Genomic DNA, 25,938 nt, shown 5'->3' on the forward strand with positions numbered 1-25,938 from the left:
CGTCACCCGAGAGCGGTCTGGAATTCCGAAAAACGCGGGTCGCTCGTGAAGCGGGCCATCATCGCCGCGCGCAGGGCACTTACGGTCTTGTGAGGGCGCATGACAACTTCAAAATCCTGTATCAGACCTTCGTCGTCGAGGGTGATCAGATCCACACCAATGGCGTCCAGGTCTCCCACTTTGCATTGGAACTCCAGCGCCCAATCCTTGCCATCGCCCATGATCCGCCGGTATCGGAACCCGGAAAAAACCTGCCCGACATGCCCGAGCAATGCCGCAACCGGGGCGCGGCCTGTCCAAGTGCTGTAGTAGGTTGGCGGCATGAACCGGACGTCTTCGGCCAGAAGGTCGAGAATGAGGGTTTCATCACCTTTGGCCACGACTGCCTGCATGCGTTCGATTGTTGGATGCATGTCTTCTCCCTATGTTTGCCACAAGGGTTCACCAACGCTGCGCTGCACGCAAGGACGACGTTGCGGGAAGGAACGCTCTGCGATAGGCACAACCGAATGAGCGAGACCTACGATCCCCCCCAGACACCGCTGGATGTGCTGCACGAAGATGCCCAAATGATCGTGGTGAACAAACCGCCGGGTCTGTTGTCCGTGCCGGGACGGGGTGAACACCTGGCCGACTGTCTGCTAACCCGAGTACAGGCGGCGTTTCCTCAGGCGCTGTTGGTCCATCGGTTGGATCGGGATACTTCGGGCGTGATTGTCTTTGCCCAAACGCCTCATGCCCAGCGCAATCTGAGCCTGCAGTTCGAGCAGCGCCAGACCCGTAAAACCTATGTTGCCCGTGTTTGGGGCCGGGTTGAGCCCAAGACCGGCACAGTTGATCTGCCGTTGATCGTCGACTGGCCCAACAGACCGCGTCAGATGGTGTGTCATGATACCGGTAGACCGGCGGTCACAGATTGGCGTGTCCTCAAGCACGAGGGCACCACCACGCGTATACGCCTGTTTCCCAAAACCGGTCGCTCGCATCAGTTGCGTGTTCACATGCAGGCGCTGGGCCACCCTATTCTGGGTGACCCGTTTTACGCCGAAGGCCCTGCGCGGGAATTCCCACGTCTGATGCTGCATTCTGAAGAGTTGCGTCTGAAAAACCCGGAAGGCGGTGTGTCGATGAAGTTTCGCGCACAGGCAGATTTTTAAGGTCAGGCCGTACTGCCCCAGAGCATTTTCAGATTGCCCAGCGAAAAACGACTGGTGCGTTTTCGGCGTTCCGGTCGTGCCTTGTGTCGCGCTGCGGCCAGTTCACGCTCGATTTCATAGCCGCGCAGTGTATGGTCCTGCGACCAGCGCTCCAGCTTCAGGCTCATCAGAACATGTTCGTCTCGGCTTGGCATATGGGGACCTCCTTTTTTCAAGCTCGATCCAGACTGCCCCTCCACTCCTGACACCGCCTTGTCAGGGGCATGTGCTAATGTGTCAGCAGATTGACAGGAGGCCCCGCCATGAGCCGCTCAACCCGGTTGTTTGAAATCATCCAGATTCTGAGGGCCACGGACGCGCCTGTGACAGCGGATCAACTGGCCGAAAAGCTCGAGGTATCGACGCGCACTGTTTACCGCGACATCGCTGAACTGCAGGCGCAGCGCACGCCGATCGAAGGCGAGGCAGGTGTCGGTTATCTGATGCGGCGAGGCTATGATCTGCCGCCGCTGAATTTTGATGCGGAAGAGGTCGAGGCCCTGTGGGTCGGGCTGTCGATGCTGGCGCGAACCGGGGATAGTCACTTGCAGCGGGCGGCGCGGCGCATCTGCGACAAGATTGACGCGCTGCATTGCCCTGCCGATTGGTTGCAGGTCGCAACCTGGGGTGCGCCGGTCGATGATCCGGCTAAAGGGTGCATTCCGGTGGCCAGTTATCGCCAAGCCATTCGGGCCGAGCAGAAACTGCGCATCACCTATGTCAATGGCGCAGGCGAGCGCTCGGTACGGGTCGTGCGGCCTGTGGCCCTGATTTATCATATTGAATGTACGATGCTGGCGGGGTGGTGCGAGTTGCGGAACGGGTTCCGCCATTTCCGAACTGACCGCATCTGGGCGTGCGAAGACACCGGGCAGAGTTTTCGGGGTCAGGGCAATTCACTGAGGGATTTGTGGCAGGAACAGGAGGGCGACGATCTGGCTACACAGTCCGCCTGATCTCGTTTTGGGCGGGGTTTCGCCGACTTCACCGTATTGTTGCTTGAGCCCGCGCGCCGCTGCGATGATATACTGCCCCTCAACAAGGCAAACCCGATCAACGGGGGCCGGAGCAGAAGGTGATACCATGACGATTTCCAAGTTTTTTCTGGCGACCGGGCTGTGTTCGGCGATGGCTCTGGCGGCCTGTACCGATCCGGGCACATTGAACCTGCCATCTGATCCGAACCAGAATGCCAAGCAGGGTGCGCTTCTGGGCGGGCTGGTCGGTGCCGGTGTTGGCGCAATCGCCAATGATTCGAACCCGCTGTTGGGGGCCGTGGCGGGTGGCGCCATCGGTGCAGCAGGTGGCGGGCTGATCGGCAACCAGCTTGACCGGCAGGCGGCCGAACTGCGTCAGCAGCTGGCAAATGACGGGATCACCGTCGTCAATGCAGGCGACCGCCTGATTGTCACTGTTCCGAACGACATCACGTTCGACACCGACAGCGCAACAGTACGTCCGGCTTTGCGCTCCGACCTGGTGCGGGTCGGCCAGAACCTCGTGAACTACCCCAACTCCAACGTTCAGATCATCGGTCATACCGACAGTGACGGAGACGCAGCTTACAATCAGGGCTTGTCAGAGCGTCGGGCAAACGCGGTCGCTGACGTGTTGCAGGCCAATGGCGTGAACTTTAGCCGGATCGTCACAATTGGTCGCGGCGAAAACAACCCGGTTGCCTCGAACCTGACGCCCGAAGGCAAGGCCCAAAACCGCCGGGTCGAGATCGTGATCGTACCCAGCGGCACGTCCTGACCTCTTTCAGACTTCCGAGGTGGGGCAGCTTTCGGGTTGCCCTTTTTCGCGCATGGACTGTGCAACAAAACGGGGTTTGGATCAGGCGCATACCGGTCTAACTAATGGGAAACACTGAAACGGAGTTTTCTGCGATGTCCCAACCGACCCTTCTTGGCCTGTCCGGTTCCTTGCGCCAGAACGCAACAAACCGGAAGCTTCTGCGCGAGGCCGCACGTTTGTTCGAGCCCGCCAGCTTCATAGAAGCAGACCTGAACCTGCCCCTGTATGATGGCGACCTGGAAGAGGGCGACGGGATTCCGGCCGCTGTTCATACGCTTGCCGAGCAGATCGCGCAGGCCGATGCGGTGATCATTTCCACGCCCGAATACAACAAAGGGCCGTCGGGTGTTCTGAAGAACGCTCTGGACTGGGTGAGCAGGACGTCGGGCAATCCATGGTCGGACAAGCCTGTGGCTGTGATGTCGGCGGCGGCAGGTCGTGCCGGAGGCGAGCGGGCGCAGATGATCCTGCGCGCCTGTATGGTGCCGTTTCAGCCGCGCATCCTGCAAGGTCCCGAAATTCATTTGGCCGACAGTTCGAATGCGTTTGACGAAACGGGCAAGCTGCTCAGTGATCGGTATGAGAAGTCTCTGCACACGTTGATGCAAAAACTTCGCTCTGAGATCGGTCTTCGGTAAGCAGTACTGGTGGTGAGTGTTGAGCGACGAAATGATGTGATGGACCCAACCCGGGCGGCCGCGCTGCAGGTTGCATTGGGGCAAAGACCTACAATCTGTCCCGGTTCCGCGCTGCCGCCGTTCTTCCATCAACTCTACTTCTGGACACCCCGCGCCCCGTCCGATCTGGGGCGCGACGGGCATCCTCGTGTCGGAATTGACCTTATCCCGGATATGGGGCTGCCGCGCCGCATGTGGGCCGGAGGGCGGCTACAGTTCCACGCTGACTTGGTTGCTGGCATCGCGGCGGAACGGCGCTCGGTTCTGGACCAACAAAGCCGTAAGTCCGGGCGCACGGGACCGTTGGGTTTCGTGACGCTCAAACACGAGATCTGGCAGCAGGGCACCTGTTGCGTGCGCGAATGGCAGGACTTGGTCTATCGCGACGACCCCGCACCGGATCAAGTGAAACCAACGCCGCCCGTGGCCCGCGCTGATGAAACAGACCGCCGCGAGATCAGCTTCGACAATACGCTTTTGTTTCGCTATTCCGCCCTCACATTCAACGGCCATCGTATTCACTACGATCTCGACTATGCGCGCGAGGTTGAAGGGTATGATGGGCTGGTCGTACACGGACCGTTACTGGCGCAGTTGCTGATGCTGTTCGCGGAGGATGTGATTGGCCCTTTGACAGGTTTCTCATTTCGGGCAACTGCTCCGCTGATGCATTTCGAAACGGCCACACTGTGCCGCAACGGGCGGGATCTGTGGGTTCGTGCCCCGGATGGGCGGCAATGCATGCAAGCCGAAGCGCGGTCAGAGTGAGGCTTCGGGCCGGAACTCATTGGGGATCGCGTCCCGGTCGTCCAGTATCAAATCTGCCATCACCTCGGCAATTTTCGGCGCCATTCCGAAACCGATCTTGAAGCCGCCATTGGCAATGAACTGGCCAGCATGCACAGGGTGCGCACCCAGCATCGGCGCGCGGCTTTTGCTGCGGGGACGGACGCAAGCCCAACGTTCGATCACCTCGGCACCGTGCAGCACCGGAACGGCGCGGGTAGCGCGCTCTATCACGTCCTCGACCGCGCCATCGGTACTGGTCGGATCGTCATAGTCCCGTTCAGAGGTCGACCCGATAGCCAAAGTTCCGTCAGCGTGCGGTACGATGTGGATGGCGTCGACAAAGAGCTGCGGCACCGCACCCGCGTCAAACCGCAAAAGCGCTGCCTGACCTTTGACGCCATTGCCCAAGGTTTTGCCCAAAGCCCTACTAAGCTCTTGCAGTCCAGCAACGCCCGTCGCGTGAAGAACGCGCCCCTTGTCCGCAGCGTCTGCGGAGACTTCGACGCCCATGACAGAAAGGGCGGCGACCAAGGCGGCACAGGCCCGGCGCGGGTGCATCCGCGCCGTCAGCGTATCGTGGATGACAAATCCGGTGGGGCTGGGCGGGCACCACGACCCCGCATCAGATGCATCCAGAACACGCCACTCGGCGCGGCCCTGCCACAACTCTTGCGCCGTGATCTGCCGTTGCCGCGCAAGGTCCAGACCGTGCTGGTCCATGATCGGTTGCAGGCGTCCCAGCCGCCCATACCCGGCAGAAACGCCCCCGGTGGCTTCGACCTGCGCCCAGAACGGCTCAGCCATGATCAGACTGTCAAACTGAAAGGCTTTCTTGGTGTTCCAGTTTTCGGGGACATGCGGGGCCAGGGCCCCGACCAAACCCCCGCTTGAGCCCGCGCCGGGGCCAAACGGATCTACCACCTGCACCTTGGCGCCGCGACGGGCGCAGGTCCAGGCGATGGACAGGCCGAAAATTCCTGCCCCTCGTACCGTCACATCGACCATTGCCAATTCCCTTTTCCTTGTTCAGTGTCGCGCCGCTTAGCTACAGGATTCCCCGATGGCAGACCAGCACGCCGAATTGACGTGGAAGGACGACCGGATTCCGGTCTCGGACCAGTTCGATGACCCCTATTTCTCGTTGCAGAACGGGTTGGAGGAGACGCGGCACGTCTTTTTGTCGGGCAACGATCTGCCTGCGCGCTTTGCCCCGGGATTTCGCATTGCCGAACTGGGGTTTGGCACGGGTCTGAACTTGTTGACAGTCTGGTCGGCCTGGGAGGCCGCGGGACAGACCACCCCGCTGAGTTTCACAAGCTTTGAGGCGTTCCCGATGGGTCCCGAGGATATGGCGCGCGCTTTGGCGGCGTTCCCCGAGCTTCAGCCCTGGACGGACCGGTTTCTGGCACAATGGACGGGTCAAACATGCCGGTTTGACACCTTGCATCTTGAGGTCATCCAGGGCGACGCGCGTCAGATGCTGCCGAATTGGACCGGCAAGGCTGATGCATGGTTTCTCGACGGGTTTTCACCTGCCAAAAACCCCGAGCTTTGGGGGGAAGGCCTGATGCAGCAGGTGGCCGACCACACGGCGTCAAACGGCACCGCAGCTACCTATACGGCCGCAGGCTTTGTGCGCCGTGGGTTGGAAGAGGCGGGCTTCACCGTTACCCGTGCCCCCGGATTTGGACGAAAGAGACACATGACCCGGGCGGTCAAAGCATGACCCAGCAGAACAATGTGCGCGCCGGTATCGCGCTGATGATCGCGTCTACGGTGGTGTTTGCCCTGCAGGACGGGATCTCTCGCCATCTGGCGGGAACATACAACACCTATATGGTCGTGATGGTCCGTTATTGGTTCTTTGCTGCCTTTGTCATCGCACTGGCCGCCCGCGCGACCGGAGGGTTGAGAGCCGCCGCCCGGACCGACCAGCTCAAGCTGCAGATCTTCCGTGGGGTTTTGCTGGTAACCGAAATATGTGTCGCTGTGTTTGGCTTTACGGTATTGGGTCTGATCGACAGCATGGCGGTTTTCATCTGCTATCCCCTGATGGTCGCCGCACTCAGCGGTCCTGTGTTGGGCGAGAAAGTAGGCTGGCGGCGCTGGACGGCGATTGGTGTCGGTTGTGTCGGCGTTCTGGTCATCCTGCAACCGGGTATGGGCGTGTTCAATCCCTGGGCCATCATCCCCCTGATTTCAGCACTTCTGTTTGCTGTCTATGCTTTGCTGACCCGCTATGCCGCGCGGCGCGACAGCTCGACCACCAGCTTTTTCTGGACCGGCGTCAGCGGTGCCGTGGCAATGACCCTTGTCGGCATGTGGTTTTGGGAACCGATGGCAAGTGCGGACTGGGTCTGGATGGGTCTGCTTTGTGTCAGTGGCGTCACTGGCCATTGGCTGTTGATCAAATGCTATGAAATGGCCGAGGCCAGTGCCGTACAGCCCTTTGCCTATTTTCACCTGATCTGGGCCGCAATCCTGGGGATCGTGATCTTTGGAGAGGTGCTGCGCCCCGAGGTTGTCATAGGCGCAGCATTGGTCGTGGCAGCGGGCCTGTTCACCCTATGGCGCGAACGCAGCCAGGGTTGAGCCGGTCAGTTCTTTCGAAAACGGCACCGGCAACGCCGGCTTACCCAGTCGCGCGCGGTAGACCGGCAGGCTTTCGGCAACACGCATCACGTAGTTGCGGGTCTCGGAAAAGGGGATGGTTTCGATCCAGTCGATCACATCCACCTGTCCGGCACGTGGATCCCCGTAGCGTTCCATCCAGGAAATGGGGCGTCTGGGTCCCGCGTTGTACCCGGCGGCCATCATCACGACATTGCCGTTGAAATCCGCCGCCAAGCTGGACAGGTAGTTGGCCCCCAGCTTGGCATTGTACTGCCAGTCCGAGGTTAGCCGGCCAGTCTGATGTCCGCCGAGTATGCCCAGATCCCGCGCCACCAGTTTGGCGGTCGCCGGCATCACCTGCATCAGACCGCGCGCACCTGCGCCGCTGACTACGACCGGATCAAACTCGCTTTCGCGCCGGGCGATGGCCAGCGTCATCTCTTTGGCCATCGGCAGCCCCATATCAGCGACAGGATGGACTGGATAATAGGCGGCGGGCAGGACGGTTCCCGCAGTCGCCGCACGTTTGGCGATCATCACTGCCAGATGCGGCTCTTGCAATTCGATCACCAAATCGCCCAGCTGCGTGGCCTGCACCGGATCAAGGCTTTCGACCAGATGCGTCAAGAACCGTTCTGACAAGTTGTCCTCGCCAGCTTTCAGAAGAAGCAGCCCGGCCTCCAGCACACTGGAGTCCGCAAAATCCGCCTGACGCCAATGCGGCGCGCGGCGTGGGTTGGCAAGTTCACTGTCAAAGGGCCGCCCAATCTGCTCGGCCGCAAGCAGACCATAGAACGAGGTTTGATGGTCAGCGCCCATCGCAAAGGCCTCATATGCTTTCTCGGCGTCGCCCTGCGCGGCGTAGGCACGGCCCAGCCAGTACCCACCGCGTCCCTTGGAGATGGGTGACTGAACCGCATCCGAAAAGTTCTGGAAATGCCGCACCGCTGTTGCCGGGTCGTTCAGCTTGCGCAGTGCAAGAAACCCCGCCAGCCATTCCAGATCGGCATAGCCATACCCCATCTCGGGCGTCATGTGGTGACTGGCGGCAACATCATAGGCGCGCGCCGCACTGCCTTGCCGCATCTCCAGTCGCGCCAACCGGCGGCGCCCCTCGGCCCATTTGTCCGGCTCACCCAGGGCATCCGGCCCCGTCGATCGTGCCAGCATCAGGTCAATTGCACTGTCGTCCAGCTCTTTTTTGTCACGCCAGACAAAGCGGTCAAAGGCGAGACCCGGCGCGTCCGCGACCGATTTCGGAATCGCTGCAACCTTGGAATCGACGCCGGTTTCGCGTTTTTGCAATGCGATCCGGGCCTCCGCCAGTTTGCGTTGATCGGCACTGACCAGCGGCAGCATACGCCCGGCGCTGACCAGATGATTGTCCCACAACATCCGATCCAGTCGCGCAGCGTGATGGGGTTTCAGGAGCCTGCTGAAATTCTCCAGATAGTCCTTCTGCAACCCCGACCCCATGGGCATGGTCCGCCATGCCGTGACGATATCGGCCTCTGCATCGCCAATACGACCCTTGGCTTTCAGAGCGACCGCATAGTTCAACGCCCCCTCTGCCGTTTGCGGCGGCAAGTCGGAATAAAACTCCAACACCCGATCCGGATCGGCCCCGGTGAAAGACGGCTCGCTTTTGCGGCGCAGCCAGGCCAACCCGGGCCAATCGGGTCGCCGATCAAGAAACACCAGCACATCGCCAGAGCTGCCGAACCCTTCGCGCAACCAGTGCCAGACGATAATGTCCCGTGATACAGATCCCCGCGCGCCTGAAACACGCAGCGCCTGGTTCCAGTCGCCCTTGCGCATTTCCGCAAGGCCCGCGCGCAAATCGCCCGCTGCATCCGCCTGCGCATGGTTTACCCAAGTCACCGAGTTCAAAATCACTGCCGCCAACACGGCCAGAAAGCGTGTCATCCCTTGCATTTCCCAACCAACCGAGGATAGAGGCTTTGAGGATAAACCTTGCGCCGCCGGGATCAACTCACAAACCCAGGATAAGTGCGGTGTGAGGCGTGAAAACTGCAAACTTCACCTTAAGGAGCATTCCATGTTCAAAGGCTCGATGCCCGCTCTTGTCACCCCGTTCCGCAACGGTGAGCTGGACCTGGAGACGCTCAAACACCTGGTCGAATGGCACATCGAAGAAGGTTCAACGGGGTTGGTTCCCGTCGGCACCACTGGTGAAAGCCCGACCCTCAGCCACGAAGAGCATGAAACCGTGGTGGAAGAGGTCGTCAAAGCTGCGGCAGGGCGCGTTCCGGTCATTGCCGGTGCGGGATCGAACAACACGGTCGAGGCGGTGCGCTTTGTCCAATTTGCGAAAAACGTGGGCGCGGACGCGGCGCTGGTCGTGACGCCCTATTATAACAAACCGACTCAGCGTGGTATGGCCGAGCATTTTCGGACACTCCATGACTGTGCAGACATTCCGATCATCATCTACAACATTCCCGGTCGGTCGGTCATCGACATGACACCGGCCACAATGGGCGAATTGGCCAAGCTTCCGCGCATCGTCGGTGTCAAAGACGCGACAGGTGATCTGGCGCGAGTCAGCCAACAGCGCGCAAGCTGCGGCGCGGATTTCTGCCAACTGTCCGGCGAAGACGCCACGGCGCTTGGCTTTAATGCGCATGGTGGCGTTGGCTGTATTTCGGTGACCGCGAACGTAGCCCCGAGACTCTGTGCCCAGTTCCAGCAGGCAACGCTGGCCGGAGACTACGCCAAAGCACTGGATTATCAGGACCGCCTGATGCCGCTGCACGAAGCGATCTTCATCGAACCCGGACTGGCGGGCGCCAAATACGCGCTTGGTAAACTCGGCCGTTGCAACGATGAGGTTCGTTTGCCTCTGACAACACTGGAAGACGACACCAAGACCGCCATCGACGCGGCCATGGCGCACGCCGGTCTGATCTAGTCAAGTCCGCTGACAAGAAACAGGGCGGCCTCGAACCCCGAGAGCCGCCCTTTCCATTTCAAAAACGGCCCATGCTTCACCTGGCCAGAAATATCTCGGGGGATGAATTGGCCTGGCAGGCCAAGAAGGGGGCTGGCGGCCCCCTTCCCTCAGCGTTTGCCATAGTACAATCCGACCACATGCTCGGCCTGCGCGAAAAACAACCAGCGCGACATGGCGACACCTGCCAGATGCGAGATTACGGCAATCAGGGCCAACAGGTGCTTCACCACAAATCCCTCAACGGGAACTAGGATCAGGAGCAGCGGCAGAACAAATCCAAACCCCAAAGCCATGATACGCAGCTTCTGAGCATGTTTCCGGCCGACGACATGTACAAATTCACGAAGCAGGTAATTTGTGCCGGTATGGGGCGGTTCAAAGGCCCGCACATCTCCGCGATCACCCAACCCGGTTGCGGTGCCCAAGGTGGTTGCCGATTTGACAAAGGCACTGTCGCCTTGCTGCCAGTAAAGGATTTGTATGAGCGCGGCGATCAGCAGCAAGGGCCATGCGAGCGAGGTTTGTCCGGCCAGCAAGGCTCCGCCTGCCAGACTGAAGCTCAGAAACAACGCCGGGGTCAGTTTCATGTTCCAACGCGGGATGGTCTTGAGCTGCGTGTATATCATCGACGTGGTGAAAACGGTCGCCAGCGAAAACAGCGCTCCGAGCCAACCAAGTATGTTCCAGCTCTGACCCAGAAAAACGGTCCCCGCTGCATAAAGGCCCATGACCACCAGTGCGATCACCGCGCACCAGCCTTCGCGGCTCAGCCAGCTGGAGCGCCACTGTGTAAACGCTTTCCAAGCCCGTTCCGGGTGGCCGAGGTGGAAGGTGGAGGCCATCAGCCCTCCGACCGCCAGGGCGTAGGCTATGGCGAAAAAGACAAATGCCACTGCGCCCGTGACATCGGGCATTCCCAGACCCAGAAAGAACAGCAGGCCAAATCCCAGGCCGGACAGGGTGGTGAAAACTATAACGGACGGTGCTGGATGCATCAGCTGGTCCCTCCGGGCATTTTGTCGAGGGTTTTGTCCAGCCAGCCGAGGAAGCCTTTGGGTTCTTCTGCGACCGGGGTGAGAAGTGGGGCCAGAATATCGATCTGGTCCTCGACCTTGTCCTTGGGGCGCGGCGGCAGGTATTTGTTGACGGGTTTGGTGCCCATCTCGGGCATCAGGTCCATGCCTTCGCGCTCTGCCACCAGTTTGCTGACATCGCTGTCGGGATCGCCCAGATTCCCGAAATGCCGGGCCCCTGCAGGGCAGGTACGCACGCATGCGGGTACGCGGTCTTCTTCGGGAAGGTTTTCGTTGTAGATACGATCTACGCAGAGGGTGCATTTCTTCATCACACCTTCTGCGATATCCATCTCGCGCGCACCGTAGGGACAGGCCCAGGCACAGAGGCCACAGCCGATGCAGTCGCTTTCGTTCACCAGTACGATCCCATCCTCAACACGTTTGTAACTGGCGCCGGTCGGGCAGACGGTGACACACGGCGCATCCTCGCAATGCAGGCAGGATTTCGGGAAATGGATCAATTGCGCATGACCCTGGGCGGGCTGCACCTCGTAGGAATGCACACGGTTCAGGAAGGTGCCCGACGGGTCACCCCCATAGGCATCCTGATCCGACAGCGGCGCGCCGTAGTTTTCGGTGTTCCAGCCTTTGCAGGAAATCACGCAGGCATGGCAGCCGACACAGGTGTCGAGGTCGATAACCAGACCCATCTTGCGGTCGGTGGATTGGGGGAGCTGGGTCATGTCAGTGAACCTCTGCTTGAAGGGCGGTGGAGGGGGCCAGCCCCCTCTTGAGCCTCTGGCTCAATTCACCCCCGGGATATTTTTGGCCAGATGAAGTGCGGATCGGGGTCATTTGCCGACCTTCCACGCAAGGTTCTTCGGTCCGGTGCCTACGGGTGATTTGATCGGGGCAAATTCTGGCTGGCTTTCGGTATCAGTCGGCGGGTTGGTTTTTTCGATTTTGACCTTGAGGTCGAACCACGCGGCCTGTCCCGTCACCGGGTCGGAATTCGCCCACCGCATTCCGTCACTCTTGGGCGGCAGCAGTTCGTGGATCAGGTGGTTGAGCAGGAAGCCTTTGGTGGCCTCGGGGGCATCTTCCTGCAAGGCCCAGGCGCCCTTGCGCTTGCCGATGGCGTTCCAGGTCCAGACGGTATTGTCGTTCAGCGCGGCCATTTCCATGACTGGGACGGTGATTTCACCATGAGGTGAACTGACCTTGGCCCAGTCGCCATCCTGCAACCCGTGTTCGCGCATCAGCTTTGTGGGCACATAGAGCGGGTTGCGGCCGTGCAGCTGTCGCAGCCATGCGTTCTGGGTGCCCCAGCTGTGATACATCGCCATCGGGCGTTGGGTCAGCGCATTGACGGTGAAGCCTTCGTTGCCTTGCTGATCGGTTTCATACCAGATCGGCAGCGGTTCCATCGTGTCTTTGATGCGCTGGCGCAGGTGGTCAGGGGGCTGGCGGTCGCCAAAGCCCTCTGCCGCCAGTTGGAACTTGCGCATCGGTTCGGAATACAGCTGGAACAGATAGGGTTGCGGGCTGTCATAGAGGCCCATGCCGACGGCCCAGTCCTGATAGGCCGCGTTCCAAGGTTTGTAGTAATTGGCACCTTCGGGTATATGCGCCGCGTAGAAGCCGCCGTTCTCAATGTAGCGGTTCAGCTGGTCGGGGTTGACCTCTCCGCGCCCTTCCTTGTCGCCGGTCTCGCCCCGGAACCCGGCCAGCGGGCCGATACCCGGCTTGCGCTGGTGGTTGACGATGTATTCGGCGTAGTCTTTCCATTTGGGCGTGCCGTCTTCATTGGTGAAGCCCGGCAGGCTCATCCGGTTGGCCAGTTCTATAAGCACAGACTGGAAACCGCGTACATCGCGGTCGGGTTCGATCACCGGCCAGCGGATCGCATCGGCGGCAGCGTCGGCCTCGCAGATCGGACGGTCAAGCAGCGAGATACAGTCGTGCCGTTCCAGATAGGTGGTGTCAGGCAGGATCAGATCGGCATAGGCTACCATTTCAGAGGAATAGGCATCGGAATAGATGATCTTGGGGATCACATATTTGCCGTCTTCCGTCTTCGCGGTCAGCATCTCCATCACGCCTTTGGTGTTCATGGACGAGTTCCACGACATATTCGCCATATACATGAACAGCGTGTCGATCTTGTAGGGATCGCCCGCTGCGGCGTTCGAGATCACCATATGCATCAGCCCATGGGCGGACATCGGGTTTTCCCATGTGAAGGCCTTGTCGATGCGCTGCGGCGTACCACAATCGTCGATCAACAGGTCCTCAGGCCCACGCGGGAAGCCGAGGTGCGGACCTTCCAGTGGACGGCCCGGGCGGCGGTCGCCATGTGGCGTGGGATGGGCTTCGATCGGTTTGGGGTAGGGGGGTTTGAAGCGAAAGCCGCCGGGGACCTCAACCGTGCCAAGCAAGATCTGAAGTACGTGCAGGGCGCGACAGGTCTGGAACCCATTGGCATGGGCCGAGATACCGCGCATGGCGTGGAAGCTGACGGGGCGACCTGTCATTTTAGAGTGCTTTTCGCCCCTAAAATCCGTCCATTCGTGGTCCAGCTCGATGGCTTCCTCAAAGGCGACGCGGGCGATTTCAGCGGCGATGGCGCGAATGCGTTTGGCGGGAATGCCACAGCGCTCGGCCACGGTCTCGGGGGCATGATCGTCGCTGAGGTACTTCTCGGCCATCAAGTGGAAGACCGGACGGTGGGTGACGCCGTCTTTTTCATACGTGGCGGACAGGTCCGGGCGAACGCCCGGCTTGTCAAACGCGGTGAGTTCACCGGTGCCCCGGTCGATCACCAGCGGTTTGCCATCTGCATCGCGCAGGAACAGGCCTTTTTCCGGGCCTACGGCGGCATTCACCAGAACTGGCGCGTTGGTGTAACGGGCAAGGTAGTCGAGGTCGATCTTGCCCGCCTTCATCAGCACATGGATCAGCGACAGGATAAACAGACCATCTGTGCCGGGCGTGATCCCGACCCAGTCATCGGCCACGGCGTTATAGCCGGACCGGATCGGGTTCACCCCGATCACACGCGCACCGCGCGCCTTGATCTTGCCGATACCCATTTTGATCGGGTTGCTGTCATGGTCCTCGGCCACGCCGAACAGCATGAACAGCTTGGTGTGATCCCAGTCAGGCTGGCCGAACTCCCAAAACGCGCCGCCCATGGTATAGATGCCGCCAGCGGCCATGTTGACCGAACAGAACCCGCCATGAGCCGCATAGTTGGGCGTGCCGAAATTCTGCGCCCAGAAGCTGGTGAAACTCTGGCTTTGATCGCGTCCCGTAAAGAAGGCCAGTTTCTGCGGCGCGGTCTCATGTAGTTCGTTCAGCCAACCAACGGCGGTGCTGATCGCCTCATCCCACTCGATCTCGCGGAATTCGCCGGAACCGCGTGGACCGACCCGGCGCAGCGGTTTGCGCAGGCGCGACGGGGCGTTGACCTGCATGATCCCGGCGGAACCCTTGGCGCAGAGCACACCCTTGTTCACGGGATGATCGCGGTTGCCTTCTATATAGGCAACCTTGCCGTCCTTCATGTGAACGTTGATGCCACAACGACAGGCGCACATGTAACAGGTGGTGCGACGAACCTCGTCTGAAACTGTTGGGCTGGTGTCGATCTTCGGTTGCTGGATGGTCATCTGGCGTCCTTCTGTCGGGGCGGCGGATCAGGTTAGGAATGTTATTCCGGCAAGGATAACTCCTGCAATAAAAAGAGTTTCCACGATGATCAGGGCAATCGCGGCACCGCCGACCGAAAGCACCTGTTTCAGGTTGGTCTTCATCCCGACCGCGGCGATGGCGATCAGCAGAAGCCAGCGCGAGGCCTGGCTGAGCAGATCGGTGATGAACTGCGGGATAAGGCCGAATGAGCTGGCCGTAGCGAGAACCAGAAACCCCAAGACAAAGCCCGGCAGGATTGGCGGGCGCTTGCCGCTTTCATCCATTTCTGCCACGCCCCGTATGATCAACGAGGCCACCAGGACAACCGGAGCAAGCATGGCAACGCGGAACAGTTTCACCAATGTCGCCGTATCGCCCGTCTGTTCAGAAACGGAAAACCCTGCGCCGACCACCTGTGCCACATCGTGGATGGTGCCGCCCAGAAAGACGCCCCCTGCCACGTCGTTCATTCCCAAGGCCCGAACCAGAATTGGATAGGCGATCATCGCGATGGTCGACAGCACGGTGACACCGAGCACCGTAAAAATCAGCCGTTCTTCCGAGCGTTCGTCCTTTGGGAGGATGGCGCTGATTGCCATCGCTGCCGAGGCACCGCAAATCGCGACTGACCCGGCGGTCAGAAAGGCAAATCGCCACTTGTGTCCGAAAAACCGCGCGATCAGCAGTCCAAAGGCGATTGTCAAAAGCACACCACCTACCACCAGCGCGATCAGATCCCAGCCCAGCCCCAGCATCAGGCTCATCGAAACCCGCACACCCAGCAGGGCAACGCCAAGTCTCAGCAGGGATTTCGCTGCAAATCCGATGCCTTCGACGGTTTTGCCTTCTTCTCCGAGAAAGCTGACAGCAATACCCAGCAATAGCGCCAACAGCATGGCTGGCGTAGCGTAGTGCTCGGACAGGAACTTGGCCGCGACAGCAACGGTAATGGCCACCATAACGCCAGGAAACAGCACCCGGACACGCTCTTTGAGGCGTGCGTTGATTGACGGCAATGCTGTTTCAGCGGAGGCCATTTGTTGGTCCTTTGCATGTGTGGATCAAGCCCCCGACCAGAGGCCATGATCCAAGTATCAAGAGATCAGCGATTGCAGCGCGGTGACGGCAATCATCTGCGTCACGTCTTCGGCGCTGCATCCGCGGGACAGGTCATTGGCGGGCCTCGCAAGACCCTGCAAGACCGGGCCGATGGCCGTATACCCGCCGATCCGCTGGGTGATCTTGTAGCTGATATTGCCCGCATCCAGATTGGGGAAGATCATCACATTGGCCTGACCGGCCACCGATGATCCGGGGGATTTGCGGGCACCCACCGATGGCACAAAGGCGGCGTCGAATTGCAGTTCGCCATCGACCTCCAGCTCGGGTGCGATCTGGTGGAGAATGTCAGTCGCCTCGATCACCTTGTCGACATCCGGGTGTTTGGCGCTGCCCTTGGTGGAAAAGCTGAGCATCGCAAGCTTTGGATCGACCTGCAAAAGCGTTTGGGCAGAGTTGGCCGAGGCGACAGCGATCTTGCTGAGTTCTGCTGCGGTCGGATCAATGACGAGGCCGCAGTCGGAATAGAGCATGGCCCGCGCGCCGGGTTGCGCGTTGTCCGGCGGGTACATCAGGAAGAAGGACGACACCATCCCGGCATTGGGGGCCATGCCGATCACCTGGATAGCAGCGCGGACAATCTCGCCAGTGGTGTGAACAGCGCCACCGACCGTGCCCGAAGCACGGCCACTGCGTACCAGCATGGCGGCATAGACGGATACCGTTTCAGCGGCGGCGCGGGCTTTTGCGTGATCGACACCCTTGTGCTGACGCAGTTCGAAAAAGGTCTGGGCAAATTCCTCGGTCAAATCCGAGGTTGAGGGGTCATGGACTGCGATGCCGCTTGACGGAGTGGCCCCCTGATCTTTCAGGGCGGCTTCTACATCGGCTTGCGGTCCAACCAGAATAACATCGACCAGATCGGCCTTTTGTGCGGCCAGCGCCCCCGCGACAACGCGGGGATCACTGCCTTCGCATAGAGAAATCACGGGCCGGGTGGCCGGAGCGCGCTGACGCAACAGCTCAACGGGTGTTTGTGTCATGCGCGCTGGCTCCGGTTCCGCTTAGACGGCTTGCGCGTGCATGTCGTCGGCAGAGATACCGGCAACCGCCACAGGCTTTTTCATCGCGTCGCGGCGGAAGGGTTCACCCAGCTCCTGGTTGATCATCGCTTCGATCAGGGTGGTGATACCGTTCTTCTGATCCTCGATGGCCTGGTTCAGGGCCGCAGTCAGCTCGTCTTGCGTGCGGGCCACGACGCCTTTCAGGCCGCAAGCCTGTGCGATACCGGCATAGGAGACCTGGGTATCCAACTCGGTGCCGACAAAGTTGTCGTCGAACCACAGGGTCGAGTTCCGCTTTTCCGCGCCCCACTGGTAGTTGCGGAAGACGATCTGCGTTACCGCAGGCCATTCAGAGCGACCGATTGCCGTCAGCTCGTTCACCGCGATGCCAAAGGCGCCGTCCCCAGCGAAGCCGACAACCGGCACGTCTGGTTGGCCGATCTTGGCGCCGACGATGGCGGGCAGGCCATAGCCGCAGGGGCCGAACAGGCCGGGCGCCAGGTATTTGCGGCCTTCGTCAAAGTCGGGATAGGCGTTGCCGATGGCGCAGTTGTTGCCGATATCGGACGAGATGATCGCCTCGCGCGGCAGCGCCTGCTGGATCGCGCGCCACGCCATGCGGGGGCTCATCCAGTCCGGCTTGGCTGCGCGGGCACGTTCGTTCCAGCTGGTGCCGGGATCGTCCTGCTCATGGGTCAGCGAGGTCAGCTCCTGCGCCCAGGCGGATTTCTTCTGCGCGATGTTGGCTTTGCGCGTCTCGCGACCGGCATTGCCCGCATCGTCGGACAGCTGGCGCAGGATGCCGTTTGCCACCTTGGCCGAGTCGCCCACGATGCCCACGGTGACCTTTTTGGTCAGGCCAATCCGGTCAGGGTTGATGTCGACCTGAATGATGGTGGCGTCTTCGGGCCAGTAGCTCATGCCATAGCCGGGCAGGGTCGAGAACGGGTTCAGCCGGGTGCCAAGGGCCAGTACCACGTCGGCCTCCTTGATCAGTTCCATCCCGGCTTTTGAGCCGTTATAGCCCAGCGGGCCGGCAAACAGCGGGTGATTGCCGGGGAAGGCGTCATTGTGCTGGTAGCCCACGCAGACCGGTGCATCCAGACGCTCGGCCAGTGCGATCGAGGCTTCGATACCACCCTCGGACAGCACCACACCGGCACCGTTCAGGATGACAGGGTTCTTGGCGGTCGACAGGATCTCTGCGGCTTTGGCCACCGAGTTTTCACCGCCCGGGCTGCGTTCGAATTCGATCGGCTCGGGGATTTCGATGTCGACGACCTGAGTCCAGAAGTCGCGCGGAATGTTCAGCTGTGCCGGACCGGACAGGCGCTTGGCCTGGGCGATCACGCGTGTCAGAACCTCGGCGACGCGGGTCGGGTCGCGGACTTCTTCCTGATAGGCGACCATGTCCTCGAACAGCTTCATCTGCTCGACTTCCTGGAAGCCACCCTGACCGATGGTTTTGTTTGCTGCCTGAGGTGTGACCAGCAGCAGCGGGGTGTGGTTCCAGTAGGCGGTCTTGACTGCGGTCACGAAGTTGGTGATGCCGGGGCCGTTCTGGGCGATCATCATCGACATCTTGCCGGTGGCGCGGGTGTAGCCATCAGCCATCATGCCGGCGCTGCCTTCGTGGGCGCAGTCCCAGAACATGATTCCTGCTTTCGGGAACAGATCCGAGATTGGCATCATGGCCGAGCCAATGATTCCAAACGCGTGTTCGATCCCATGCATCTGCAGAACCTTAACAAAAGCTTCTTCTGTGGTCATTTTCATATGACTGATCTCCGCGCTGGTGAGGGATGGCCGGGCACGCTGCCCCGCCTTTGTCATTGGTTTTGACCTATAGGGCAGGGCGACGTTAGGTCCAGAAAGCTGCGCGGATTATGTCCAGTCGACCGCTAGCTGGTTCGAATTGCATCGGCGATCAGCTTCACCCCCGGCTCGATGCGATCCTCCTGAATCGAAGAATATCCGAGGCGGTAGAAGTTCTGCGGCTGATCGGGCCCCGAGAAGAAGGGCAGGCCAGGTTCGATATGCACGCTTTGACCCTGCAGCTTTTGGGCAAGCAAGGTGGTATCGACATGCGGGGGCGCTGACATCCACAGGGAAGACCCGCCCATGATGCCCCGCCCGGCAACGGTCAGGCCATGGTGTTCAACAGCCTTGTCGAGCGTTTCGCGCCGTCCTGCGAGAACTTTGGACATCCGTCTGATCTGAGCGTCGTAGTGGCCCAGCGACAGGAAATAGGCAGCTGTGCGCTGAATATGTCCGGGCGGGTGGCGCAACACCAGAGACCGCAGGGCGCGGGCTTCGCGGATAAATGGCTCGGACCCGACCATGTAGCCCAGCCGCAATCCGGGGAAGAGCGATTTTGAGAAGCTGCCGACATAGATCACACGCCCATCTCGGTCCATCGACTTCAGCGCCGGTGAAGGTGCACCCAGAAACGCCATTTCAAACTCGTAGTCATCCTCGACAACCATCGCGTCCAAATCGCGTGCACGTTCCAGCAGTTTATCCCTGCGCGCAATGGGCATGGTCGCAGTGGTCGGACTTTGATGGCTGGGGGTGGTGAAAATAACGTCTGTGTTTTCAGGCAATTGATCCGGGGGCAAACCGTTCCGATCAACGGGTAGGGCGGTCACATCACAATCCCAATGGGCCAAAAGGCTGCGCAGGGCGTAATAACAGGGGTCCTCGATCACCGCGGTTCGATTGTGGGTCAGCAACACGCGCGAGGCCAGCCACAGCGCATTCTGCGCCCCCATGGTGATCAGGATCTCTTCGGGCCGGGCTGCGATACCGCGGCGGGGCAAGGTGTGGCGGGCGATGAATTCGACCAGCAACGGGTCGTCCTGATCCACGTAGTCGGCGGTTAGCGAGGCGAAGTCTTTGTGCCCAAGGGCCCGAACCGCGCAGAGCCGCCAGTTCGCATGATCGAACAGGGTTCTGTCGGCTTGTCCGTAGATGAACGGGTAACGATAGTCACGCCAGTCTGCGGGTTTGGTCAGCGTATCTCCATCCGAAAACCGGCGTGCCAGCGCGCTGTCCCAATCAATGGTTTCCTCGTTGCGTTGAACCGGCGTGTATTTTGGCGGCACGGGCGCGTTCTCGGACACATAATAACCGGACCGTCCTTTAGCCGTCAGATAGTCATTGGCCAAAAGCTCGGTATAGGCCAGCGTGACCGTGATCCGGCTGACCCCCAGATGAGCCGCCAGCTTGCGCGAGGATGGCAGCTTTTCCCCGATGTGAAAGCGGCCGGACAGAATGCCCTCGGCGATCATCTGCTGGATTTGTGCCTGCAGAGTGCCCTGTCCGTTGAGTTCAAGAAAGAAAGTTTCAACCGAGATCGCCATACGCGTTTATAGGTTGGCCTTAAGCATGGGGCAATCTGGACTTAACGATCTGCCGCAATTTATTTGGCTGCTTGACGGGGGGTATAGAATAAACTAAATAACTAGAAAATTAGTTTAATGGAGATATCAGATGTGGGAAACAGCCGCTGCGGGGTTTTCGGCCATGGGGTCCGAGGCTCGGCTGAAGGTTCTGAAAACACTAGTACGGGCTGGCGAGGCAGGTTTGACCGTTGGCGAAATCCAAACACGAACCGGCATCGCGCCATCAACCCTTGCCCACCATCTGCGGTTTCTGGCCGCTGGTGGTGTGGTCGAGCAAGAGAAAATCGGACGCAGCACGATCAACCGCGCCAGTTTTGACGAATTGCGAAATCTTGCGGATTTCATCCTCAGCGAATGCTGTGCTGACGCAGTAGAAAAGGCCGCAAACGATGGCTGACTTGACACAAAACCCGAAACTCTCGGCCCGGGCCGCGCTTGACCTGATCAAGACGCCCTGGGCCCTCATCGTTGCGATCCTGGCGCTTGTGGCGATCCTGGATCCGGGAAACTGGCTTGAGGTCATTGTGTTCGCCGGTAAGGCGCTTGCACATACGGGACAGTACATCCTGTTTGCTGTTCTGTTGCTGTCCTATCTCAAGGCCACCGGGGCCGAGGTCATGGTGGCGCGCGCTTTTGAGGGGCGTGAAACCCGAATGATCTTTCTGGCGGCCTTGTTCGGGGGGCTGGCACCGTTTTGTTCCTGCGAGGTCATTCCGTTCATCGCCGGGCTGCTGGCGCTGGGCGCGCCGCTTTCTGCCGTGATGGCATTCTGGCTCAGCTCGCCGCTGATCGATCCGCCGACCTTGTTGATCACGGCAGGCGCCTTGGGTTGGCCCTTTGCCATCGGCAAAGCCGTTGCGGCGGTTGCTTTGGGTCTGTTTGGTGGGTTTGCTGTCCGGTTCCTGACCCGCAGCGGTGCATTCGCCCAGCCCTTGCGGGAATACAAACCCGCCGGATGCTGTGGCTGTGGTCCGAAGATGGACGATAAACCGGTCTGGAAATTCTGGCAGGAGCCGGACCGTCGCCAACGGTTCCGCGCCGAGTTCGTACACAACGGCATCTTCCTGCTGAAATGGTTGGCGCTTGCCTATGTGCTTGAGGCACTGCTGGTCAGCTATGTTCCTGCCGACCTGATTGCCCGAGTCGTTGGTGGTGAAGGCGTCCTGCCTATCGTCGTCGCTGCGCTGGTCGGGATGCCTGCGTACCTGAACTCCTATGTCGCGCCACCGCTTCTGGCGGGATTGATGGAGCAGGGGATGACCGCAGGGGCCGCGATGTCCTTTATGGTGGCCGGTGCCGTCAGTTCGATCCCCGCCATGGCGGCGGTCTGGTCGCTGGTGAAACCGCGTGTCTTTGCCACCTATCTTAGCCTTGGAGTCGGAGGCGCGATAGTCGCCGGGATCGTCTTTCAGATGCTTTGAAACGAAAACCGCCCGGCGCATGCACCGGGCGGTTTCAAACGTTGTTGAAATCAGTTCAGCCTGTTTCGCAGAATCGCGGTAGCTTGAACCGGTATCTCGGTTCCCCGCTTTCCACATAAACCCGTTTCTCAACACAGGCGCTGGTGCCCACGGTCTGAGAGACAGGAGCCTCGGTCGAAGTGATTGATGTGGCAGTGCCGTCCGGCAGTCGAACCGACGCAATAACCCCGTTCTTCAGATCTCCGTTGATGGCGGTTGCGGACAGGACCGGAACCGTCATGAACGAATGATGCTCGTGCTCACCATCATCCCCAAGCAGGAACAGACTTCCGACGATAACCACCATCACCACACCAGCGGCCAGACCCAACCCCCAGGTTTTCAGGAAGGCATAGATCGACACGGCGCGGTGCGGGCCAAAAACTGTAGACAAAACGCTCAGCATGAGGGTTCCCAAAGCAATGCCCCGGCCCGTTCAGACCCGAGCTTGAACCGGATCAAGTCCGCGGATCTTCGTCTTCTTCCTCATCTCCACCGCCTTTTGGCAGGTTGAAGAAGCTGTCTGCGTCCACGATTGGATCACTGTCTTCTTTCTCGTCTTCTGGCTCATCGGACAGCGAGAATGTTTCGAGGCCTTCAATCGCTGTCGGAATCTTTGGAGCCGCATCCATCTCAAGTGACTGCTCGGTCGAGACCAGCTTGCGACGTTCATCATCGCTCATGACGCCACCCTCAGCCGCCTTCTTCGCGGCGGCCTTCTGGACAACGGTATCAAGTTCGGACTGTTTGCACAGGCCCAAAGCAACCGGGTCGATCGGCTGCATATTGCTGATGTTCCAGTGGGTGCGCTCGCGGATCGACTGAATGGTCGGCTTTGTGGTGCCAACCAGCTTGGCAATCTGGCCGTCGCTCAGCTCGGGGTGAAACTTGACCAGCCACAGGATCGAATTCGGACGGTCCTGGCGCTTGGACAGCGGTGTATAACGCGGGCCGCGACGCTTTTCCTCGCCAGCGGCAGAGGGATTGAACTTGAGCTTCAGTTTATGCAGCGGGTTGTTCTGCGCCGTTTCGATCTCGTCCTGGGTTAGCTGGTTGTTTGCGATCGGGTCGAACCCTTTCACGCCAGTGGCCACATCGCCGTCGGCAATGCCCTGCACTTCCAACTCGTGCATTCCTACGAAATCCGCGATCTGCTTGAAGCTGATCGTGGTGTTATCCACCAGCCATACGGCGGTTGCCTTGGCCATAAGCGGTTTTGCCATCAGCCCGTCTCCTATGCATACATCTGTCCCGTCGCCGGAATTCGGCGGCCCCGTGATCTTGGGGCAGGTTTCCGTTGTCGGGGAACTTGGCCCGTATATAGTCGCGTCAGGGCAAGAAGGGAAGAGGTGAATGCGCCAAGGGTTTTTGGGGTTTGTTTTCGTGGTTCTTGCCGCTGTGGCCGCACTGGCCGAGGGCGAAAAGGCCGGAAAATTCGACTATTATGTCCTGTCGCTCAGCTGGTCGCCCAACTGGTGCGCCCGCGAGGGTGATGCGCGTGGGTCTGACCAATGCGACGCCCGGCATGATCATGGGTGGATTTTGCACGGACTTTGGCCGCAATTCCATCAGGGCTGGCCCTCTTACTGCCGCACGACCGAGGCGCCGCCGTCCCGCGCCATGACCCGCACAATGGAAGACATACAGGGCAGCGCAGGTCTTGCATGGCACCAGTGGAAAAAGCATGGCACCTGCTCGGGCCTGTCCGCGCGCGACTATCTGGACCTGTCACGCGAGGCCTATGGCCGTGTCGAGCGCCCTCAGGTGTTCCGCAAACTGGATGCAACAGTCAAACTGCCGGCTTCTGTGGTGGAAGAGGCCTTTCTAAAGGCCAATCCCACGCTGGAGCGCGACATGATCACTGTGACCTGCAAACAGGGGTACATCGAAGAGGTCCGCGTGTGTCTGTCCCGCAACCTTGACCCCGTGCCCTGCGGTCGGGACGTAGTCCGCGACTGCACGGCCAAGGGCGCGTTGTTCGACCCTATCCGCTAAAGGTCGCCGCTTTGGCGTTCGCGGGCGTATTCTAAAGCTTTTGCCGTTCCGTTCAGATCAATCGCTATGACGACCTCACCAACGGGGTTGCAAACGATAATGGTTAGGAATTGGGGTCGGTGAAGAAACGGTATGATTGCAAAGACTACCTTGATTGACAGGTCGAACATACCAAAGGAGACATGGACCAATTTGACCGGGCCACAAATCAACCTCATTTCGATCCAGAGCAGACCTATTCATTGGTGTCCAAGTCTGGGTGATCCTGCACAAACCTCTCAAAATACTCGGCAAATGTGCCAACTACGGGCGGCAATTGCTCGTAAGGCGGATAGTATAGTGTCAGCCACAGCGATGTAACCGACCAGTCCGGCAAAACGCGAATGACTTCGCCGGTTCCCAGCCCCGGATTGGTGATAAAATCAGGCAGGATACAGATACCGTCTCCTCCGACAGCAAGAGCGTAGAGGAAATCTCCGTTGTTGGAGATAACCTGTTGGCCTGCCTGCACAGTCGTGGGCCCCCCAGCATGCGAAAGCTCCCATGTCTCGGAACGGCCTTTGGAGCTGTAGGACATCAGGAATTCCGGGTTCAGATCGCGCGGATGATCGGGTTTGGCAATGCGTTCAAACAGCAACGGCGACGCGATCATCTGCCGTGGGACTTCGCACAGTTTGCGCCAGATCGTCGATTTGTCGGTCGGCGGGCCCGATACGCGAACGGCAAGGTCGCAGTTTTCCTCGATCACATCCAGCAGGGTGTCGGTGAAGTTGATCTCGACCGAAATGTTCGGATAGGCCAGTCGAAATCCCGAAATCACTTGCGGCAGCAGCGCAACGCCCAGCGAAACCGGCGCGGTAAGTCGCAGATGGCCCCTGTCGGGCTGATGGGCCCGTTGAAGACTTCGCGTGACCTCTTCGAACCCTTCCAACAACGGTCGATACCGGGCAAGAACGGTTGCTCCGGCGCTGGTCAGCGAAACTTGCCGTGTCGTGCGCACCAGTAGTTGGGTGCCCAGATCCTTCTCAAGCTGTGCGATGATGCGTGTCGCGGATGCCGGCGCGATGTGCAATTCCCGGGCCGCCAAAGAAAAGCTTTTGAGGTCGGATACGGCGCGTAGGACACGGATGGGTTTAAGCTCGATCATCTCCATCCAATAATTCCGTTTTCGTCAATAATAAACCTACATTCTTGTCCATTAAAGTAAACAGCCAAAGCGCCATCTTTGAAACACGTCGAACACACGCCAAGGAGCGCGACATGATCAAAGACATCAAGGGATTGCACCACGTTACATCGATGGCTGCAGACGCCAACACAAACAACGCTTTCTTTACAAATACACTTGGCCTGCGCCGGGTGAAACAGACAGTCAATTTCGACGCGCCGGATGTGTACCATCTGTACTATGGGGATGAGGTCGGCACGCCGGGCTCGGTCATGACCTATTTTCCGTTCGGCCAGATGCCCAAGGGACGTCGCGGTGCAGGAGAGGTCGGTGTGACCGAGTTTGCGATACCCTCAGGCGGCATTGCCTTTTGGCGCGCGCATCTTGCCTCCAAGGGTGTGGCAGGGCTTAGCGAACACATCACCTTTGGAGAAAAGCGCCTGTCTTTTGTCGGTCCTGATGGTGACAGCTTCGCATTGGTCGAGTCGGACGCCCGCGATCGGACGGCGTGGACCCAAGGCGGCATTTCCGATGATGCGGGGATCCTGGGATTCCGTGGCGCACGGTTCGCACTGACGGACATTGATGCGACAGGTGAGCTGCTTTGTTTCATGGGCTACCAGAAGGCCGAAACAGAAGGTGACGTGACGCGCTATGTCATCGAAGGGGGCAACGCCGCAGACACAATCGATCTGCAGCAATTGTCCTCGTGTGCCCCAACCGCCGCGCAGGGCGCGGGCTCAGTTCATCATATCGCGTTTGCTGTTGAGGATCGCGCAGCTCAACTGCGTGTTCGTCAGGCCCTGCTGGATACAGGCTATCAGGTCACTCCGGTCATCGACCGCGACTATTTCTGGGCGATCTATTTCCGTACGCCGGGGGGTGTGTTGTTCGAGATTGCCACAAATGAGCCCGGCTTTGATCGGGATGAGGATACCGCACATCTGGGTGAAGCGCTCAAGTTGCCCGCTCGGTACGAGCCATTCCGCGACAAGATCGAAGGGCTCTTGCCCACACTCGCGGCTTGAGGACG

At 59.8% G+C, this 25,938-nt stretch carries 26 protein-coding genes; 12 read left to right on the forward strand and 14 right to left on the reverse strand.

What is annotated here, in order from left to right; translation table 11 throughout:
• Positions 1 to 2 precede the first annotated feature (2 nt).
• Positions 3 to 413 carry a nuclear transport factor 2 family protein gene (locus ACR0L4_RS06285; RefSeq protein ID WP_480511439.1) on the reverse strand — a complete coding sequence of 137 codons (411 nt, stop codon included), beginning with the start codon at positions 411 to 413 and terminating at the stop codon, positions 3 to 5.
• On the opposite strand from ACR0L4_RS06285, the gene ACR0L4_RS06290 reads away from it, so the two are divergent.
• Positions 408 to 1,157: an RluA family pseudouridine synthase gene (locus ACR0L4_RS06290; RefSeq protein WP_480511441.1), complete on the forward strand. Its 750-nt coding sequence runs from the start codon at positions 408 to 410 to the stop codon at positions 1,155 to 1,157. The genes ACR0L4_RS06285 and ACR0L4_RS06290 overlap by 6 nt on opposite strands.
• 2 nt (positions 1,158 to 1,159) lie before the next feature.
• Here ACR0L4_RS06290 and ACR0L4_RS06295 read toward each other — a convergent pair whose 3' ends face one another.
• Complete coding sequence (locus ACR0L4_RS06295; protein WP_480511443.1) at positions 1,160 to 1,351, reverse strand: hypothetical protein; 192 nt, start codon at positions 1,349 to 1,351, stop codon at positions 1,160 to 1,162.
• Between the two features lie 108 nt (positions 1,352 to 1,459).
• On the opposite strand from ACR0L4_RS06295, the gene ACR0L4_RS06300 reads away from it, so the two are divergent.
• The 4 genes from ACR0L4_RS06300 to ACR0L4_RS06315 all read left to right on the forward strand — a co-directional run bounded on the left by ACR0L4_RS06300 (position 1,460) and on the right by ACR0L4_RS06315 (position 4,438).
• Positions 1,460 to 2,152, forward strand: coding sequence for a helix-turn-helix transcriptional regulator (locus ACR0L4_RS06300; RefSeq protein ID WP_170750070.1), 693 nt, complete (start codon positions 1,460 to 1,462; stop codon positions 2,150 to 2,152).
• Between the two features lie 127 nt (positions 2,153 to 2,279).
• Positions 2,280 to 2,951, forward strand: coding sequence for a YiaD family glycine zipper/OmpA-like lipoprotein (locus ACR0L4_RS06305; protein ID WP_480511445.1), 672 nt, complete (start codon positions 2,280 to 2,282; stop codon positions 2,949 to 2,951).
• Positions 2,952 to 3,085: 134 nt separating this feature from the next.
• On the forward strand, positions 3,086 to 3,631 hold the full coding sequence (locus ACR0L4_RS06310; RefSeq protein ID WP_170750068.1) for an NAD(P)H-dependent oxidoreductase: 546 nt from the start codon (positions 3,086 to 3,088) through the stop codon (positions 3,629 to 3,631).
• Positions 3,632 to 3,670: 39 nt separating this feature from the next.
• Positions 3,671 to 4,438, forward strand: a complete 768-nt coding sequence (locus tag ACR0L4_RS06315) for an HTD2 family dehydratase (RefSeq protein ID WP_480511447.1) — start codon at positions 3,671 to 3,673, stop codon at positions 4,436 to 4,438.
• On the opposite strand, the gene ACR0L4_RS06320 is transcribed toward ACR0L4_RS06315, so the two are convergent.
• Positions 4,430 to 5,464, reverse strand: coding sequence for an NAD(P)/FAD-dependent oxidoreductase (locus ACR0L4_RS06320; protein ID WP_480511449.1), 1,035 nt, complete (start codon positions 5,462 to 5,464; stop codon positions 4,430 to 4,432). The genes ACR0L4_RS06315 and ACR0L4_RS06320 overlap by 9 nt on opposite strands.
• 55 nt (positions 5,465 to 5,519) lie before the next feature.
• Between ACR0L4_RS06320 and mnmC2 the strand changes: the two genes are divergently transcribed.
• Positions 5,520 to 6,185, forward strand: a complete 666-nt coding sequence (gene mnmC2, locus ACR0L4_RS06325; RefSeq protein ID WP_480511451.1) for a tRNA (5-methylaminomethyl-2-thiouridine)(34)-methyltransferase MnmC2 — start codon at positions 5,520 to 5,522, stop codon at positions 6,183 to 6,185.
• On the forward strand, positions 6,182 to 7,051 hold the full coding sequence (locus ACR0L4_RS06330; protein ID WP_480511453.1) for a DMT family transporter: 870 nt from the start codon (positions 6,182 to 6,184) through the stop codon (positions 7,049 to 7,051). Before mnmC2 ends, ACR0L4_RS06330 begins: the two co-directional genes overlap by 4 nt.
• Here ACR0L4_RS06330 and ACR0L4_RS06335 read toward each other — a convergent pair.
• Positions 7,025 to 8,998, reverse strand: a complete 1,974-nt coding sequence (locus ACR0L4_RS06335) for a lytic transglycosylase domain-containing protein (protein WP_170750063.1) — start codon at positions 8,996 to 8,998, stop codon at positions 7,025 to 7,027. The genes ACR0L4_RS06330 and ACR0L4_RS06335 overlap by 27 nt on opposite strands.
• 133 nt (positions 8,999 to 9,131) lie before the next feature.
• On the opposite strand from ACR0L4_RS06335, the gene dapA reads away from it, so the two are divergent.
• Positions 9,132 to 10,004 (forward strand): 4-hydroxy-tetrahydrodipicolinate synthase, encoded by an 873-nt coding sequence (dapA, locus tag ACR0L4_RS06340; protein ID WP_170750062.1) that lies wholly within the window; start codon positions 9,132 to 9,134, stop codon positions 10,002 to 10,004.
• Positions 10,005 to 10,153: 149 nt separating this feature from the next.
• On the opposite strand, the gene ACR0L4_RS06345 is transcribed toward dapA, so the two are convergent.
• From ACR0L4_RS06345 to pdxR, 7 genes are all read right to left on the reverse strand, one after another.
• Positions 10,154 to 11,041: a dimethyl sulfoxide reductase anchor subunit family protein gene (locus tag ACR0L4_RS06345; protein WP_480511455.1), complete on the reverse strand. Its 888-nt coding sequence runs from the start codon at positions 11,039 to 11,041 to the stop codon at positions 10,154 to 10,156.
• The gene (locus ACR0L4_RS06350; protein ID WP_480511457.1) at positions 11,041 to 11,805 is read right to left on the reverse strand and encodes a 4Fe-4S dicluster domain-containing protein; all 765 of its coding nucleotides are present in this window, start codon (positions 11,803 to 11,805) and stop codon (positions 11,041 to 11,043) included. Before ACR0L4_RS06350 ends, ACR0L4_RS06345 begins: the two co-directional genes overlap by 1 nt.
• A gap of 108 nt (positions 11,806 to 11,913) precedes the next feature.
• Positions 11,914 to 14,733 carry a molybdopterin oxidoreductase family protein gene (locus ACR0L4_RS06355; RefSeq protein WP_480511459.1) on the reverse strand — a complete coding sequence of 940 codons (2,820 nt, stop codon included), beginning with the start codon at positions 14,731 to 14,733 and terminating at the stop codon, positions 11,914 to 11,916.
• 27 nt (positions 14,734 to 14,760) lie between these two features.
• Positions 14,761 to 15,792: a YeiH family protein gene (locus ACR0L4_RS06360; protein WP_480511461.1), complete on the reverse strand. Its 1,032-nt coding sequence runs from the start codon at positions 15,790 to 15,792 to the stop codon at positions 14,761 to 14,763.
• 57 nt (positions 15,793 to 15,849) lie between these two features.
• Positions 15,850 to 16,857: a phosphate acetyltransferase gene (gene pta / locus ACR0L4_RS06365; protein ID WP_480511463.1), complete on the reverse strand. Its 1,008-nt coding sequence runs from the start codon at positions 16,855 to 16,857 to the stop codon at positions 15,850 to 15,852.
• A 21-nt stretch (positions 16,858 to 16,878) separates the two neighbouring features.
• Entirely contained in the window at positions 16,879 to 18,654 is a 1,776-nt protein-coding gene (gene xsc, locus ACR0L4_RS06370) for a sulfoacetaldehyde acetyltransferase (RefSeq protein ID WP_480511465.1), read from the reverse strand.
• A 125-nt stretch (positions 18,655 to 18,779) separates the two neighbouring features.
• Positions 18,780 to 20,240 carry a MocR-like pyridoxine biosynthesis transcription factor PdxR gene (pdxR, locus tag ACR0L4_RS06375; RefSeq protein WP_170750055.1) on the reverse strand — a complete coding sequence of 487 codons (1,461 nt, stop codon included), beginning with the start codon at positions 20,238 to 20,240 and terminating at the stop codon, positions 18,780 to 18,782.
• A gap of 130 nt (positions 20,241 to 20,370) precedes the next feature.
• On the opposite strand from pdxR, the gene ACR0L4_RS06380 reads away from it, so the two are divergent.
• The gene (locus tag ACR0L4_RS06380; protein WP_480511467.1) at positions 20,371 to 20,679 is read left to right on the forward strand and encodes an ArsR/SmtB family transcription factor; all 309 of its coding nucleotides are present in this window, start codon (positions 20,371 to 20,373) and stop codon (positions 20,677 to 20,679) included.
• Complete coding sequence (locus ACR0L4_RS06385; protein ID WP_480511469.1) at positions 20,672 to 21,703, forward strand: permease; 1,032 nt, start codon at positions 20,672 to 20,674, stop codon at positions 21,701 to 21,703. Before ACR0L4_RS06380 ends, ACR0L4_RS06385 begins: the two co-directional genes overlap by 8 nt.
• A 55-nt stretch (positions 21,704 to 21,758) precedes the next feature.
• Here ACR0L4_RS06385 and ACR0L4_RS06390 read toward each other — a convergent pair whose 3' ends face one another.
• Together ACR0L4_RS06390 and ACR0L4_RS06395 are read right to left on the reverse strand one after the other, a co-directional pair.
• The gene (locus ACR0L4_RS06390; RefSeq protein ID WP_480511473.1) at positions 21,759 to 22,148 is read right to left on the reverse strand and encodes a hypothetical protein; all 390 of its coding nucleotides are present in this window, start codon (positions 22,146 to 22,148) and stop codon (positions 21,759 to 21,761) included.
• A gap of 52 nt (positions 22,149 to 22,200) precedes the next feature.
• Complete coding sequence (locus ACR0L4_RS06395) at positions 22,201 to 22,965, reverse strand: DUF1013 domain-containing protein (RefSeq protein WP_170750051.1); 765 nt, start codon at positions 22,963 to 22,965, stop codon at positions 22,201 to 22,203.
• A gap of 130 nt (positions 22,966 to 23,095) precedes the next feature.
• On the opposite strand from ACR0L4_RS06395, the gene ACR0L4_RS06400 reads away from it, so the two are divergent.
• On the forward strand, positions 23,096 to 23,737 hold the full coding sequence (locus ACR0L4_RS06400; RefSeq protein WP_480511475.1) for a ribonuclease T2 family protein: 642 nt from the start codon (positions 23,096 to 23,098) through the stop codon (positions 23,735 to 23,737).
• A 235-nt stretch (positions 23,738 to 23,972) separates the two neighbouring features.
• Here ACR0L4_RS06400 and ACR0L4_RS06405 read toward each other — a convergent pair whose 3' ends face one another.
• Positions 23,973 to 24,890, reverse strand: a complete 918-nt coding sequence (locus ACR0L4_RS06405; protein ID WP_480511477.1) for a LysR family transcriptional regulator — start codon at positions 24,888 to 24,890, stop codon at positions 23,973 to 23,975.
• 107 nt (positions 24,891 to 24,997) lie between these two features.
• Between ACR0L4_RS06405 and ACR0L4_RS06410 the strand changes: the two genes are divergently transcribed.
• Positions 24,998 to 25,933 (forward strand): VOC family protein, encoded by a 936-nt coding sequence (locus tag ACR0L4_RS06410; protein WP_480511479.1) that lies wholly within the window; start codon positions 24,998 to 25,000, stop codon positions 25,931 to 25,933.
• Positions 25,934 to 25,938: the final 5 nt, after the last annotated feature.

The organism is Ruegeria sp. AB5, assembly GCF_056542645.1.